Origin of the sequence: Gilliamella sp. B3367 (assembly GCF_026536825.1) — a bacterium.
In the GTDB taxonomy this organism is placed as follows: domain Bacteria; phylum Pseudomonadota; class Gammaproteobacteria; order Enterobacterales; family Orbaceae; genus Gilliamella; species Gilliamella apicola_E.
This window is the reverse complement of record NZ_JAFNNJ010000001.1, coordinates 186,309-200,513: the sequence shown is the minus strand read 5'-3', so window position 1 is coordinate 200,513 and position 14,205 is coordinate 186,309. Positions and strand designations below refer to the sequence as shown.

The 14,205-nt window shown below is 34.4% G+C and carries 13 protein-coding genes; 6 read left to right on the top strand and 7 right to left on the bottom strand.

The features are described 5' to 3' along the window. The first annotated feature begins 175 nt into the window (after positions 1-175). From J3U23_RS00885 to J3U23_RS00860, 6 genes are all read left to right on the top strand, one after another. Positions 176-760: a hypothetical protein gene (locus tag J3U23_RS00885; protein WP_065734821.1), complete on the top strand. Its 585-nt coding sequence runs from the start codon at positions 176-178 to the stop codon at positions 758-760. Positions 761-860: 100 nt separating this feature from the next. Then, a complete protein-coding gene (locus J3U23_RS00880; RefSeq protein ID WP_065734820.1) occupies positions 861-1,304 on the top strand; it encodes a hypothetical protein in 444 nt (147 codons plus the stop codon). 433 nt (positions 1,305-1,737) lie between these two features. Next, on the top strand, positions 1,738-3,033 hold the full coding sequence (locus tag J3U23_RS00875) for a 2-hydroxycarboxylate transporter family protein (RefSeq protein ID WP_065562313.1): 1,296 nt from the start codon (positions 1,738-1,740) through the stop codon (positions 3,031-3,033). Positions 3,034-3,146: 113 nt separating this feature from the next. Next, complete coding sequence (locus J3U23_RS00870) at positions 3,147-4,307, top strand: NAD(P)-dependent malic enzyme (protein WP_065562314.1); 1,161 nt, start codon at positions 3,147-3,149, stop codon at positions 4,305-4,307. Between the two features lie 107 nt (positions 4,308-4,414). Further along, positions 4,415-6,031, top strand: a complete 1,617-nt coding sequence (dcuS, locus tag J3U23_RS00865) for a DcuS/MalK family sensor histidine kinase (protein WP_267338210.1) — start codon at positions 4,415-4,417, stop codon at positions 6,029-6,031. Positions 6,032-6,035: 4 nt separating this feature from the next. Beyond that, on the top strand, positions 6,036-6,707 hold the full coding sequence (locus J3U23_RS00860) for a response regulator (RefSeq protein WP_065562316.1): 672 nt from the start codon (positions 6,036-6,038) through the stop codon (positions 6,705-6,707). Positions 6,708-6,760: 53 nt separating this feature from the next. On the opposite strand, the gene yfbR is transcribed toward J3U23_RS00860, so the two are convergent. From yfbR to murC, 7 genes are all read right to left on the bottom strand, one after another. Then, positions 6,761-7,354, bottom strand: a complete 594-nt coding sequence (yfbR, locus tag J3U23_RS00855) for a 5'-deoxynucleotidase (RefSeq protein ID WP_065562317.1) — start codon at positions 7,352-7,354, stop codon at positions 6,761-6,763. 81 nt (positions 7,355-7,435) lie between these two features. Then, entirely contained in the window at positions 7,436-8,380 is a 945-nt protein-coding gene (gene lpxC / locus J3U23_RS00850; RefSeq protein ID WP_065734818.1) for a UDP-3-O-acyl-N-acetylglucosamine deacetylase, read from the bottom strand. 37 nt (positions 8,381-8,417) lie between these two features. Next, positions 8,418-9,551: a cell division protein FtsZ gene (gene ftsZ / locus J3U23_RS00845; RefSeq protein WP_370632624.1), complete on the bottom strand. Its 1,134-nt coding sequence runs from the start codon at positions 9,549-9,551 to the stop codon at positions 8,418-8,420. 92 nt (positions 9,552-9,643) lie between these two features. Beyond that, a complete protein-coding gene (gene ftsA, locus J3U23_RS00840; RefSeq protein WP_065562320.1) occupies positions 9,644-10,897 on the bottom strand; it encodes a cell division protein FtsA in 1,254 nt (417 codons plus the stop codon). A 21-nt stretch (positions 10,898-10,918) separates the two neighbouring features. Then, the gene (locus tag J3U23_RS00835) at positions 10,919-11,752 is read right to left on the bottom strand and encodes an FtsQ-type POTRA domain-containing protein (RefSeq protein ID WP_081299464.1); all 834 of its coding nucleotides are present in this window, start codon (positions 11,750-11,752) and stop codon (positions 10,919-10,921) included. A 14-nt stretch (positions 11,753-11,766) separates the two neighbouring features. Continuing rightward, positions 11,767-12,675 carry a D-alanine--D-alanine ligase gene (locus J3U23_RS00830; protein WP_065734816.1) on the bottom strand — a complete coding sequence of 303 codons (909 nt, stop codon included), beginning with the start codon at positions 12,673-12,675 and terminating at the stop codon, positions 11,767-11,769. A 2-nt stretch (positions 12,676-12,677) separates the two neighbouring features. Then, positions 12,678-14,126 carry a UDP-N-acetylmuramate--L-alanine ligase gene (gene murC, locus J3U23_RS00825; RefSeq protein ID WP_416380082.1) on the bottom strand — a complete coding sequence of 483 codons (1,449 nt, stop codon included), beginning with the start codon at positions 14,124-14,126 and terminating at the stop codon, positions 12,678-12,680. Between the last annotated feature and the right edge of the window lie 79 nt (positions 14,127-14,205).

Sequence of the window (14,205 nt, the reverse complement as noted above, 5' to 3'; positions counted from 1 at the left end):
GAAAGACAAACCTCTCTCATTTTTCTGCAAATAAATATAATTAATTCAATATATTAAATTATACATTTTAATGATTTTCAGCTCTAAAAAATATTTAAATTCTTCTGTTCTAAATACTGGTAAATACTTTTATAACCGTTTAGAATAAAACTAATCATGCAAAGAAGGATGAGTTATGAGAAAGTTAATTGGTTTTACTGTTTTAGTTGCGTTGCTAACTGGTTGTTCTTCTCAGAAGATGCTGTCAATCTATCAAACAGATGGTGTAGAAATTACTCAAAACACGTTTGGTGAGGATATCATAAATAAATACAGTACTTCACAACCAATTACCATTCTTCATTCTTCATTATCACTCTGTATTACACAAGAACTTGATAATCGCCCAGTAGTTTTGAACCGTGAAAACTATTTAAGTTCGGCATGGTGGCCATATTATAATATGGCTTCTCTACAAGCAATTACGATAAATGGTGGTGATACTCTCATATTAGTTGAAGGAAATAATGTTGTTGCTAACGCTATTACCAATTATCAATCACAATCTAAATACTTCGTTAGTTATACATTAACCGCAACTCGCAATGCCAAAAATATTCATTACTTATTTAGCAATATCAAACAAGCTCAACAATATACTGCTTCTATTGGCAATGAAGGGTTTGAAAATGTAAAAACCTTGGAAAGAACCCACCCAGATTTAGTTATTGATGCACTCAATAAAGAAGTCGATAAAATTCAGGCTTGTTTATTACATTAATACTGTACGCTAAAAAAAAATTACAGTTGAGAAACGGGGGTTTTAAGCCTAAAATTGATACAAAATTCTTATCAAGACATTTTAAAAAGTAAAACTCATCATGAAAAAAATTCTTTTTTTATTATTGCTTCCATTTTCTAGCTTTGCACAAAATGACATAAATGACTTTTGGAAAAATGATTTTTGGCAAATTAATGAAGTAGTAAATCATGAATTGGATTTATTTGAGTTATCCAATCCCCCCGCTGAAAGATTACATATAAGTTCGGATGGAACGAAATTTATTTACGGTAACTCGCTAACTTTTAATACTAATGGTACTTTCTTATCAAAATACTCTGCTAGGTGTGGTAACGATTGTTTTACCGGTTCGGAAGGTACTTTTGAAAAAATTGATGAAACACATCTTCGATTACAAATCAATTTATTCTCGCGTTCTGGCGATTGTGAAGGCGTAGAAGATAGAACAGTTCGAGATTTAGGAACTTTTGAAATTAAACCAACTGAAAATGGCTATGAATTAGTTAAATTAAAGGATGAATGAAGACTAGCTATAAAATAATAAGATAATAAGTAAGTAATATCCTTCTTTTCATTAAATTAATTAAACCAACTCCTTAATTTATTATTCCCTAAATTATTTGTTATCTATTAGATAAACAATACAAAAATTGTTGATTCATTGATGTATAAAAAAAGTTGAGGAGCGGGGTTTTTTGAGTTTAAAAATAGTCAAAATTTGACATCAATCCATTCTTTAATTAGATAACTTATAAAAGTCTTTCTAATAAATTAGTCATTACTAATTCTTCCATTTTAAAGGTGACTTTGTCATAAAAACCTATATAAATCAATCATAAAATTATTAAGATACTTACATTAGTTACAAAACTAGTTAGTTAACTTTCTTATTCTTCTGATTTCTTTCTGCATAACTATACTGCATATGTGCTATAAAAAAATAAAGAGGTTTAGTTATGAGTATGTTACAAGATATAAAAGAAAACAAAATGTATATAGGTTCACTTCCCCTCCCCATATTTTTAGTTTGTTCGATTATCGTTATTATTGCTGCACAATTAGATATGCTACCTAAAAGCCTTATTGGTGGTTTTGCTGTGATATTACCTTTAGGTTGGTTTTTAGGCACTGTCGGGCAGAATATTCCATTTTTCAAAAAATTTGGGGCGCCTGCCATTTTGTCACTTATCGTTCCTTCATTATTGGTTTACTACAACGTTTTTGATGAGAATACTTTATCAGCAACAAAGATGTTAATGAAAGACTCTAACTTTTTACTCTTTTATATCGCCAGTTTAGTGTGCGGTAGTATTCTTGGTATGCATCGAGTTATTTTAGTTCAAGGCTTTATTCGAATGATGATTCCGATGCTATTAGGTATGTGTTTAGCTGCGTTTGTTGGCGTCTGTGTCGCCGTAGCTTTTGGTGATGATTGGGAGCACGCCTTCTTTTATACAGTTTCACCAGTAATGGCAGGAGGAATTGGTGAAGGTGTTTTGCAACTGTCCAATGCCTACAGCAATATCCTTAATCAAGATTATAATGTTTTTGTTAGCGCATTAATTCCTGCAACTGTTGTAGGTAACTTTTTTGCAATCACTTTTACGGCGATTATGAGCCGAATTGGTGAAGTTAAACCTCACTTAAGTGGGCACGGTCAATTAGTAAAAATTGAATTTGATGGCTTAGCTGAAGCGTTAAAAGATGATAAGACACCACTTGATGCTCGTGCAATGAGTGGCGCAGTTATGATTTTAGCTACGTTATTTATCTTCGGTATGATTTTAGAAAAAGTAACTCATTTCCCTGGTCCTGTTTTAATGATTATTGCTACCGCTGTAGTTAAATATTTTCGTTTATTACCAGCGAGTGTCGAACGAGGAAGCCAACAATGGTACAAATTTATCTCAGGCAACTTTACCTTTCCATTAATGGCAGGACTTGGGCTACTTTATATAGATTTAAATAGCGTAGTTAAAGTATTAACTATCCCATACTTTATTACCATTATCTCTATCGTCTTCACTGTTTCAATGACAGGATTTGTTTGTAGCTTCTTCTTAAAAATGTATCCAGTTGAGGCATCTATTATTTCATCTTGCCAAAGTGGAATGGGTGGAACTGGTGATGTAGCAATACTTTCAACAGCCAATAGAATGAACTTGATGCCTTTTGCACAAGTTGCAACACGATTAGGGGGAGCTTTAATGGTGATATGCACCACGGCACTAATGCGTTATTTACATATGTAGTTTTATAAACATTAAAAAATTAATTAGAAGTTTTAAAAGCAGTTTGAGATAAATATTGGTTTGATCTCAAAAAATATTAAATATAGTTTTAAGTATTTAAAAAGGTAAGCATTATGACAACAGTACAAGAAAAAGCGTTAGCAATCAGTAAACAAATGCACGGTAAATTTGAAACTCACTCGAAAGTCCCTGTTAATTCAATGGCAGATCTTAGTGTTGCTTATACACCAGGGGTTGCGGCAGTTTGTACCGAAATTGCTAAAAATCCCGATTCAGTTTATGAATATACTAGTAAACGTAATTTAGTTGCGGTTATCACTGATGGTTCAGCTGTTTTAGGGTTAGGAAATATTGGGCCAGAAGCAGCAATTCCAGTAATGGAAGGCAAGGCAATTTTATTTAAACAATTTGCAGATGTTGATGCAATACCTTTATCAATTAATACTCAAGATCCAGATGAGTTAGTTAAACATATAGCAGCATTAGCGCCCTCATTTGGCGGTATCAATCTAGAAGATATTAGTGCACCAAGGTGTTTTGAAATTGAAAAACGATTACAAGAATTATTAGATATTCCTGTATTCCATGATGATCAACATGGTACAGCAATCGTTGTATTAGCAGCGCTTTATAATGCACTTAAAGTTGCAGGTAAGTCGATCGAATCGGCCAAGGTGGTGATTAACGGTGGCGGAGCAGCTGGTTTAGCAATTGCCGATATGTTATTAGCCGCTGGAGTAACCGATCTTAAAATTGTCGATAAGATTGGTATTTTATCCGAAGATGATCTTTCCTTACCACCTCACCATTTAGCCATGGCGAAGAGAACCAATAAGAACAAACAAAAAGGTACATTACAAGATGCGGTTAAAGGTGCTGATGTGTTTATTGGTGTTTCAGCCCCAGGAGTATTAAAAGCAGATTGGGTTAAAACGATGGCAGAAAAATCAATTATTTTTGCTATGGCAAATCCAACACCAGAAATATTCCCAGACGAAGCTAAAGCAGCTGGTGCTTATATTGTCGGTACTGGGCGTAGTGATTATCCGAATCAAATTAATAATGTTTTAGCATTCCCTGGCATATTTAGAGGCGCTTTAGATGCTAGAGCAAAAAATATTACATTAGCCATGCAGCTTGCAGCAGCAAAAGGATTAGCCAATATCATTACACCTGACAAACTATCAATTGATTGTATATTGCCAAATGCATTTGAACCTAATGTAGCCAAGGTGGTTGCTGAAAGTGTAAAAAATGCAGCAAATAATCTTTGATAGTCGATTAAATTAGCTATAAACCTACTAATACGAAATTTATTAGTAGGTTTTCCTGCCTAATAAGTTATGATAGTAAGTGATCGCTTTTTATACAGTAAATGAGAATGAGATATTTATTTAATAAATTACCACTCAACGTTAAGTTAATAAGCCTGATTTGCTTAGTGTTTATACTTTCAGTTATTGCACAAAATATTTATATTGTTCATGTAGTGAATAACGAATATCTTATCAACTCTCGCCAACGAGTTGAGAATATCGCAAATATTATCTCTACATCACAAAGTATCATTGACGAAATACAAAATCCAACACCAAAAAATATTGCTTCCATTCAAAAAACAACAGAACAATCCAGAGTATTAACACAAACTGATTTTATTGTGATATTTAATATGCAAGGCGTTCGATATTCGCATCCCGATGAAAATAAAATAGGTCAAACTATAGTCGGTGGAGATGAACAACGCGCATTAAATGGTGAGTCCTATACTTCAATTGCGAAAGGCACATTGGGAGATTCTGTTCGGGCTTTTAAGCCAATTATGAATGATAAAGATCAACAAATTGGTGTAGTTTTAGTTGGTCAGACCTTGCAAAAAATTAATCATTTAGCATCAAGAACAAGTCAGCCGATTTGGCTATCCTTGTTTGCTTCATTATCGATAGCTATTCTTTTGGCCTATTTGTTATCTCGCAATATAAAGAAAATTTTATACGGCCTTGAGCCAGTTGAAATGGCACAGCTATTTGCTGAGCGAAATGCTATTATCCGAACGGTAAAAGAAGGCATTGTGGTTATCAATCGAGATGGATTAATTACACAGATCAATGATGAAGCAATTAGAATTTTGCGCATAAAAAAAGATAAAGAAAATATTATAAGCTTACCTATTGGTGACTTTATTCCAAATACTCGACTGCACGAAGTGATGATGAGTGGAAAAGCTGAATATGATTGTGAACAAAATATTAATGGCGTGGTGATACTAACCAATCGAACTCCATTATTTGTTAATGATATTTTAGTTGGAGCTATTGCTTCATTTAGAGATATGACAGAAGTACGTAGATTGGCAGAAAATTTAACAGGAGTTAATCGTTATGCCGATGCTTTACGTTCACAATCTCATGAGTTTAATAATAAATTACATGTTATTTATGGGTTAGCCTTTAATGACAATAAATCTGAATTAATTGATTATCTTGAAGAAATTATTGGCAATCAACAAGCGGAATCTAAACTTGTTAGTCAATATATTAAAGATCCAATTATTGCAGGATTTTTAAATAGTAAATTTAGCCGAGCACGTGAGCTAAATGTGACATTAACGTTTAATATTGATGGTATTTTGGCACCAATAACAGATACATCTGTGACACATGGTTTAGTTACAATACTTGGTAATTTAATTGATAATGGACTTGATGCAGTACAATTTTTGGATGATAAGCAGATAAAGGTGAGTTTAGTTATTGATAATTCTAATTTTCAGATTGAAATCAATGATAATGGTGAAGGTATTTCTGAAAATGATATTCAATATATTTTTCAAAAAGGCTATTCGACAAAGGGCGATAATCGTGGTTTTGGGCTTTATTTAGTGTTAGCTAGTATTGATGAGTTAGATGGGCAAATACAATTATGTGATTCTGATAATAAAAAAGGGACTTGCTTTAAGGTATTATTACCATTAGAAGAGATTTATAGGAAAAAATAATCATATGGTAGAAGTTTTAATTGTTGAAGATGATCCGATGGTAGCAGAGCTCAATAAAAAATATTTGCAAATGCTTCCTGGTTTTAATTTAGTGGCAACTGTTACTAATGGAGAACAAGCGCTACATTTTATCCATGATAATCATATTGATCTATTGTTGCTTGACGTTTTTATGCCAAAACTAAATGGTCTTGATCTGTTAAAATATATTCGAATTAGTTACCCTAAAATAGATATTATTATGGTAACCGCCGCATGTAATACCAATGATATCCAAACCGCATTACGTTTAGGAGTCATTGATTATATTGTTAAACCCTTCACTTTTGAGAGATTTCGTACGGCTTTGATTTCATATCAAGAACGAATTCGCCTATTATCATCTTCCGAAATACTAAACCAGAATCAATTAGATGATCGAATTTTCACTAAAAACTTTAATACTACAAACAGATTACCAAAGGGAATCGACTCACAAACTTTACAATCTGTTCGAGATGTTATTGTTAACTATCAACAAGATTTCTCTATGAGCGATATTATCGAATTGATTCCTTTATCTAGGATATCGGTTAAGAAATATCTTGATTATTTAGAAGAGTTAGGAGAAATAGAAAGCCATTTGACCTATTTACCAATTGGCCGTCCAGTAAAACGTTATATTTATCAAAAATAGTTTATTTAGTTTGTTATTAATTGTGCTGTAAATGATTACTAAGTTTACTAAAACTATTCATCCATTGTAATTTCATCTAATGATAAGCTGAAACTTGGGACAAATACATCTAAAAAATAATCCATTTCTGGAGTATTACGATCTGATAATGTTTTTTTCAATCGTTGTTCTGCTAACCTAAACTCATTATTACCCGCACTAAGCTCTTCAATTGTTTTAAGATATGCACACAAAGCATCTGCTTGTTTTACAATGCTTTTTTCATCTTCATCATAATAATCGTCATCAATTAGTGTTTTAAAGTCATCTTGTAACTCTTTTGGCAACATATTAATGAGTTTATTTTGAGCTATTTTTTCAATCTTTTTGTATTCAGATGTGATCTGTGGGTTGTAATATTTAGTCGGTGTAGGTAAATCACCCGTTAATACTTCTGATGCATCATGATACATAGCCAGTAATGCTATGCGTTCAGGGTTAACATTACCATTAAATCGTTTGTTTTTAATTATCGCTAAAGCATGTGCAACAAAAGCAACTTGAAGGCTATGTTCTGATACATTTTCAGTTCTCACGTTACGCATTAAAGGCCAACGATTAATTAGTTTTAAACGCGATAAATGAGCAAAAAAATGGCTGTTATTCATTATGATTATCTCATTGATTCTAAAATAAAAAACGCCTCCAAATCGGAAGCGTTAGTAAATTTATAATACGATTTTAATGACTTATGCTAAAACAAGCTGTCTTGTACCTAAAGCAACAGGAACATTTTGTTCTTCATCAAAGGTGACATATTCCCAAGCATCTTGTTTAGCTAATAACGCTTGCAATAGTTGGTTATTTAAAGCGTGACCTGATTTATAACACACTACTTCACCAATCATATTGTGGCCACTCATGTATAAGTCACCAATGGTATCTAGCATTTTATGACGTACAAATTCATCTTCAAAACGAAGACCATCTTCATTAAGAACTTTATAATCGTCAACAACAATTGCACAATCTAAGCTACCGCCTAAACATAATCCTTTAGATTGTAATGCTTCAATATCTCGCATAAATCCAAACGTTCTTGCACGACTGATTTGACGAATAAAAGACTCTGAAGAAAAATCCAATTGGTAACGTTGTGAACTGTTATCAATAGCTGGATGACGAAAATCAATAGTGAAATCTAATCGAAAACCACTATATGGTCTTACTTCTGCCCATTTATCACCATTTTCGACACGAACAGTTTCTTTAACTCGTATGAATTTTTTCAGCGCATTTTGCTCAGTAATTCCAGCATCTAATAATAAGTAAACGAATGGGCTTGCACTTCCGTCCATAATTGGAATTTCGGGCGCATTTACTTCAATAATAATATTATCTATACCGAGCCCAGCTAATGCAGAATTGATATGTTCAACAGTTGAAATACGAACATTATCTTCATTAACCAAACAGGTACAAAGCATTGTATCACGCACAGATTTTGCATCCACAGGAAAATCAACATACGGATTTAAATCTGTACGGCGATAAATAACACCTGTGTTCTCTGGCGCAGGACGTAAAGTCAAAGTAACTTTTTTGCCAGTATGTAAACCGACACCAGTTGCTTGAATTGTCTTTTTTAAGGTTCTTTGTTTCACTTCGCACCTACTCTTTTTATTCGCTTCCATTATCCATTAGACAATAAGAAATCAAATAAGTTCAATACTAATTAGCCTGCTTACGGATAAAAGCAGGAATATCTAAAATTTTATGTTCTTCCATTGGAGAAACCGCTGGTTCATTAACAACTTTAGGCATTGGTTCCTCTTGTTGCTGTGGCAAATGATTTGTTTGGCCAAACAATGAACCATGTGATGTAACTGGCTTATTAATTTTAACTTCTGGACGTTTATCCATACCAATACCAGTTGCAACCACTGTCACACGAATTTCATCAGACATGTCTGGATCAAATGTAGTACCAACAACCACAGTTGCATTGTCAGAAGCAAAAGCTCTAACAGTACTACCAACAGTTTCAAATTCTTCTAAACCAAGATCAAGACCAGCTGTAACATTAACTAACACGCCACGCGCACCCGATAAATCAATATCTTCAAGTAACGGGCTTGAAATAGCCATTTCAGCAGCTTCTTCGGCACGGTTATCACCACTCGCACGACCAGAACCCATCATAGCGTAACCCATTTCGGACATTACCGTTCTAACGTCGGCAAAGTCAACGTTGATATGACCTGGTTTGGTAATTAATTCAGCAATACCTTGTACTGCACCTTTTAAAACACCATTAGCAGCAGCAAAAGCGTCTAATAGCTTAACGCCTCGACCTAATACTTTTAATAATTTATCATTTGGAATTGTGATAAGAGAGTCAACGTGTTTAGCTAACTCAGCAATACCTTGCTCAGCAAAAGCCATACGTTTTTTACCTTCAAATCCAAAAGGCTTTGTAACAACAGCTACAGTTAAAATACCGAGTTCTTTAGCAATTTCTGCAACAACTGGAGCTGCACCTGTTCCTGTTCCGCCACCCATTCCGGCTGCGATGAATACCATGTCGGCACCCTCAATCGCACTACGAATAACATCACGATCTTCTTCTGCTGAATTCCTTCCCACTTCTGGATTAGCTCCAGCACCAAGTCCTTTGGTCACATTATTACCGATTTGGATAGTTTGACCAACTTTAATTCTTTTCAATGCTTGTGCATCAGTATTTGCTGCAAAAAACTCAACGCCTTCAATATGTTCAGCAATCATATGCTCAACAGCATTACCGCCGCCGCCACCTACACCAATAACTTTAATGACTGCTGCTGGCTCATCATCCGCAACCATAGGCTCAAACATAACTTATCTCCAAATTTACGATCTAACAACATTGTACAGATAACCAGCTACAATGTCTACGAAGTTATTAAATATATTAGCTAAAATTCTTTTTTAAACCAACCGGTCAATCTTTTAGCTATCCCTTTCAATGATGATTTATTGCTATCTTTAGTATCATCATTTAATAAACTTTGTTTTCCATAGTGCAATAAGCCTACGGTTGTAGAACAATAAGGCTTTTGCACATAATCAGTTAATCCTGAAATATTCAAAGGTTGTCCAATACGAACTTGATTTTGAAAAACTTTTTCAGCACATTCAACCATGCCTTTAATTTGAGCTGCTCCACCAGTTAAAACAATCCCTGCTGCCAACTGATATTTCACATTTTGTTTCTTAAGTTCATCTTGTAACACTAGTAATTCTTTTTGGACTAAAGATAAAAGTTCTGAATAGCGTGGTTCTATTACATCTGCTAATGTTTGTCTTTGTAATGAGCGTGATGGTCGTCCTCCAACACTCGGCACATCAATAACTTCATCTTTACCAACTAATGAACCGACAGCACAACCATAACGAATTTTGATATTTTCAGCATCCATTGGTGGTGCACCAAATGCATAAGCGATATCACTAGTAACAACATTGCCAGCATAAGGAATAACTACCGAATGACGTAATGCACCACCTGTATAAACAGTAACATCCATTGTTCCGCCACCGATATCAATAACACATACACCTAATTCTTTTTCATCATCAGTCAAGACTGCATAACTAGAAGCCAACCCAGAGAAAATAAGTTGATCAACTTTTAAACCACAACGTTCAACAGCCTTAACAATATTTCTTGCCATATCATTATGACAGGTGACCAAATGAACTTTCGCTTTCATTCTTACACCAGATAATCCGATAGGATTTTTAATGCCTTCTTGTAAATCAATTGAATACTCTTGAGCAATAACGTGCAAAATACGATGTTCATCTAATATTCGAACGGATTTAGCTGTATGAACTACGTTTTCGACATCTTCTGCCGTAACCTCTTCATCAGCAATTGGCACCATACCTATTTCATTTTGACAACGAATGTGTTTACCCGATAGGCTTAAATAAACAGAAGATATTTGGCAATCAGCCATTAATTCAGCTTGGTCAACTGCTCGTTGGATTGATTTAACAACTGATTCAAGGTCATTTACACCACCTTTATCAACGCCTTTCGATGGACAATGTCCAACACCAATAATATTGACCACACCATCAGGAAGCACTTCACCGACAAGGGCAAGTACTTTGGATGTGCCAACTTCAAGTCCAACAACCAATTTTTTCTCTGTTGCTTTCATACTTAAGCCTTTATTTATTCCTTATTGCGATATTTTTTCTCGTTGTACTGCGATGCCGTTTTCATAACGCAAATCAGCAGCCGTTATTTTTTCATCAGCTGGCATTCTAGACTGAATTTCAGGAAATAATTTAATAAATTGTTGATAGCGTTGTTCTATTTTTTCACTACCAACTATCAATTTTATATCCTGACTTTCAGAACATAAATCAGCTGTACATTGTTTAATCAGCAATTGCCAAGCATTACGTTCATCAGCTATAGCTGCTTTAATTTCTGATGCAAACTTGTTATTAGCTAACTTTCTAGAAATTTCTTCTAGCTTAAAATACGTTTCTAATATTGTTTTTGCTTTACCTTCAGGGCCATATATCCTAGGTAATTGCAATTCACCCAAACGATCTAATGGCACACTAAATACATTGCCAGCATTATCAAGTAGATATAAATCATTCCAGTAAAATGCAGGTTTGTATTCTTCAATATAAACAATCAACCTATCCGGCCATTGCTTACGGATACTAGCTTGTTTAACCCAAGGGTATCGCATTATTTCTTGTTGAATATCGTCAACATCCTGTCCTATATAGGTATTTGGCAATCCTAAACCTAATATTGCTTGTCGAAGATCATCTTCAGTTGTGTAAGTATACTCTCCACTTAAAGTCAATTGTGATAAAACCATCTGATCTGGATCTTCCATCCAGTTCTTAACACAATTGATAGCCCAGGCACTAATACAAATAATTATAATAAAGAACAAAAAACCTATCATTTGTTCTGAATTACGAAAAACAAGCAACCTTCTTCTATTTTGATGTTCTCGTTTGTGTGCTGCTTGTCGGACTTTTTTCATAAAAATAAAGCCAATTATATGGTTGCTAATTGTAAAATACGTTTAACCAATTCACTAAATGACCATCCGTATTCTTTTGCTGCCATTGGTACTAAACTATGGTCTGTCATTCCTGGAGCAGTGTTTACTTCAAGTAAATATGGTTTTTCATTATTATCAAACATAATGTCCACTCTACCCCAACCTCGGCAACCAACGGCTTTATAAGCATCTAAAGCTAATTTACGAATCTCTTGTTCTTTTTCATCAGATAATCCGCTTGGACAGAAATATTGGGTTTTATCTGACAAATACTTTGCATCATAATCATAAAAATTGGTAGCAGGCTTAATGTAAATTGCTGGTAAAACCTCATCACCAACTATCGCAACGGTAAACTCAGGGCCAGATAAAAACGATTCAACCATTACGGTATTATCATATTTGAATGCAACATCAATAGCAGCTTTTAATTCTTCTGCCTTATCAACTCTTGTCATACCAACACTTGAGCCTTCATGGCTTGGTTTAACAAATAATGGTAATCCAAGATTTTTAACAATATTTTCAATGTCAATTAATTGCGATTTTTCAACCATAACGTAATCAGCAACAGGTAAACCAAGTGATTTCCAAACTAGTTTTGTTTTTAACTTATCCATGGTTAAAGCTGATGATAAAACATCACTTCCGGTATAAGGAATGTTTTGATAAGTTAAAATAGCTTGGGTAATACCATCTTCGCCACCTCGACCATGTAAAATAATAAAAGCTTTAGTAAACCCTTCTTGCTTCAAATTTGTTATACAGTGATCTTTAGTATCGATAAGATGAGCATCAATACCATTTTCTTGTAACCCTGAAAATACTGCTTTACCTGATTTTAGTGATACTTCTCGTTCAGCAGAGGTCCCACCATACAACACAGCAACTTTATCAACCATTATTATAAAACCTCTTTTGAAAATAGTTGGCTACTGGCTAACTGACGGGCAACTCGGCCAACGCTTCCAGCACCTTGAGTTAATAACAAATCCCCACCTTGTAATAATTCTTTCATTATTTCAGGTAGAAGATCTAAATCAGAAACATAAATTGGATCAACTTTTCCACGATTACGAATTGAACGGCAAAGTGATCGACTATCTGCGCCTGCAATAGGCTGTTCACCAGCAGAATATACATCTAACATAACTAACGCATCAACTTGAGAAAGAACCTGCGCAAAATCATCAAATAAATCACGAGTACGCGTAAATCTATGTGGTTGAAATAACATCACCAATCTACGGTCAGGCCAACCATTTCGAGCTGCCTGAATTGTGGCATTAACTTCGCTTGGATGATGTCCGTAATCATCAACCATCATAATATCTTTTCCATTTCCATCAGGAAAAATACCTAATAGATCGAATCGACGGCTAGTTCCAGCAAATTTTGCTAAAGCTTGTATAATTGAATTATCATCAATACCATCTTCAGTCGCAGCGATAATTGCTGCTGCTGAGTTTAAGGCATTATGTTTGCCAGGTGCATTTAATTCAATTTCTAAATCGTTATGATCTGGGCGACATACTGTGTAGTAACTAACGCCTCTTTCCTGACGATAATTTTTAATAACAACATCGGCTTCTTCACTAAAACCATAAGTGATAATTTTACGACCAACAATCGGTAACAATTCACGATTAATAGGATCGTCATAACACATAACAGCTAATCCATAAAAAGGAAGATTACGTAAAAAGGAAATAAAGGTTTGTTTAAGATTCTCAACACTTCCTTGATAAGTATCCATATGATCAGGTTCAATATTAGTTACTATAGATACCATAGGCTGTAAGTGTAAAAATGAAGCATCACTTTCATCGGCTTCTGCAATAAAATATCGACTACTACCTAATCTAGCATGGGTTCCTGCTGCTTTAACCAAACCACCATTTACAAAAGTTGGATCGAGTTTAGCTTCTGCATAAATAGCAGTTACCATTGCTGTGGTAGTCGTTTTACCATGGGTTCCTGCAATAGCTATACCATATCGAAAACGCATTAATTCGGCTAACATTTCAGCTCGTTGAATTACAGGAATACGAGCTTCTCTAGCTGCAACGACTTCTATATTATCTTGAGAAATCGCTGATGAGATAACAACAACACTTGTACTAAGAACATTTTCAGCAGCATGTCCGATAACAATCTTTGCGCCTAATGTTTCTAAATGTTGTGTTACTGCATTTTCAGCAATATCAGAACCGCTAATTTGATAGCCTTCATTAGCAAGAACTTCAGCAATCCCTCCCATTCCGGCACCGCCAATACCCACAAAATGGATATGTTTGACACGTTTCATTTCTGGAATGATTGCTCTTAATTCAGCTAATTCCTTAGTATTCACTATTAAACCCCTGGTTAATTATTTATTAAGTAAAGTCATTTTTTGCTCTCAAACAGAACTTAGCAAAACTGTTACTTAA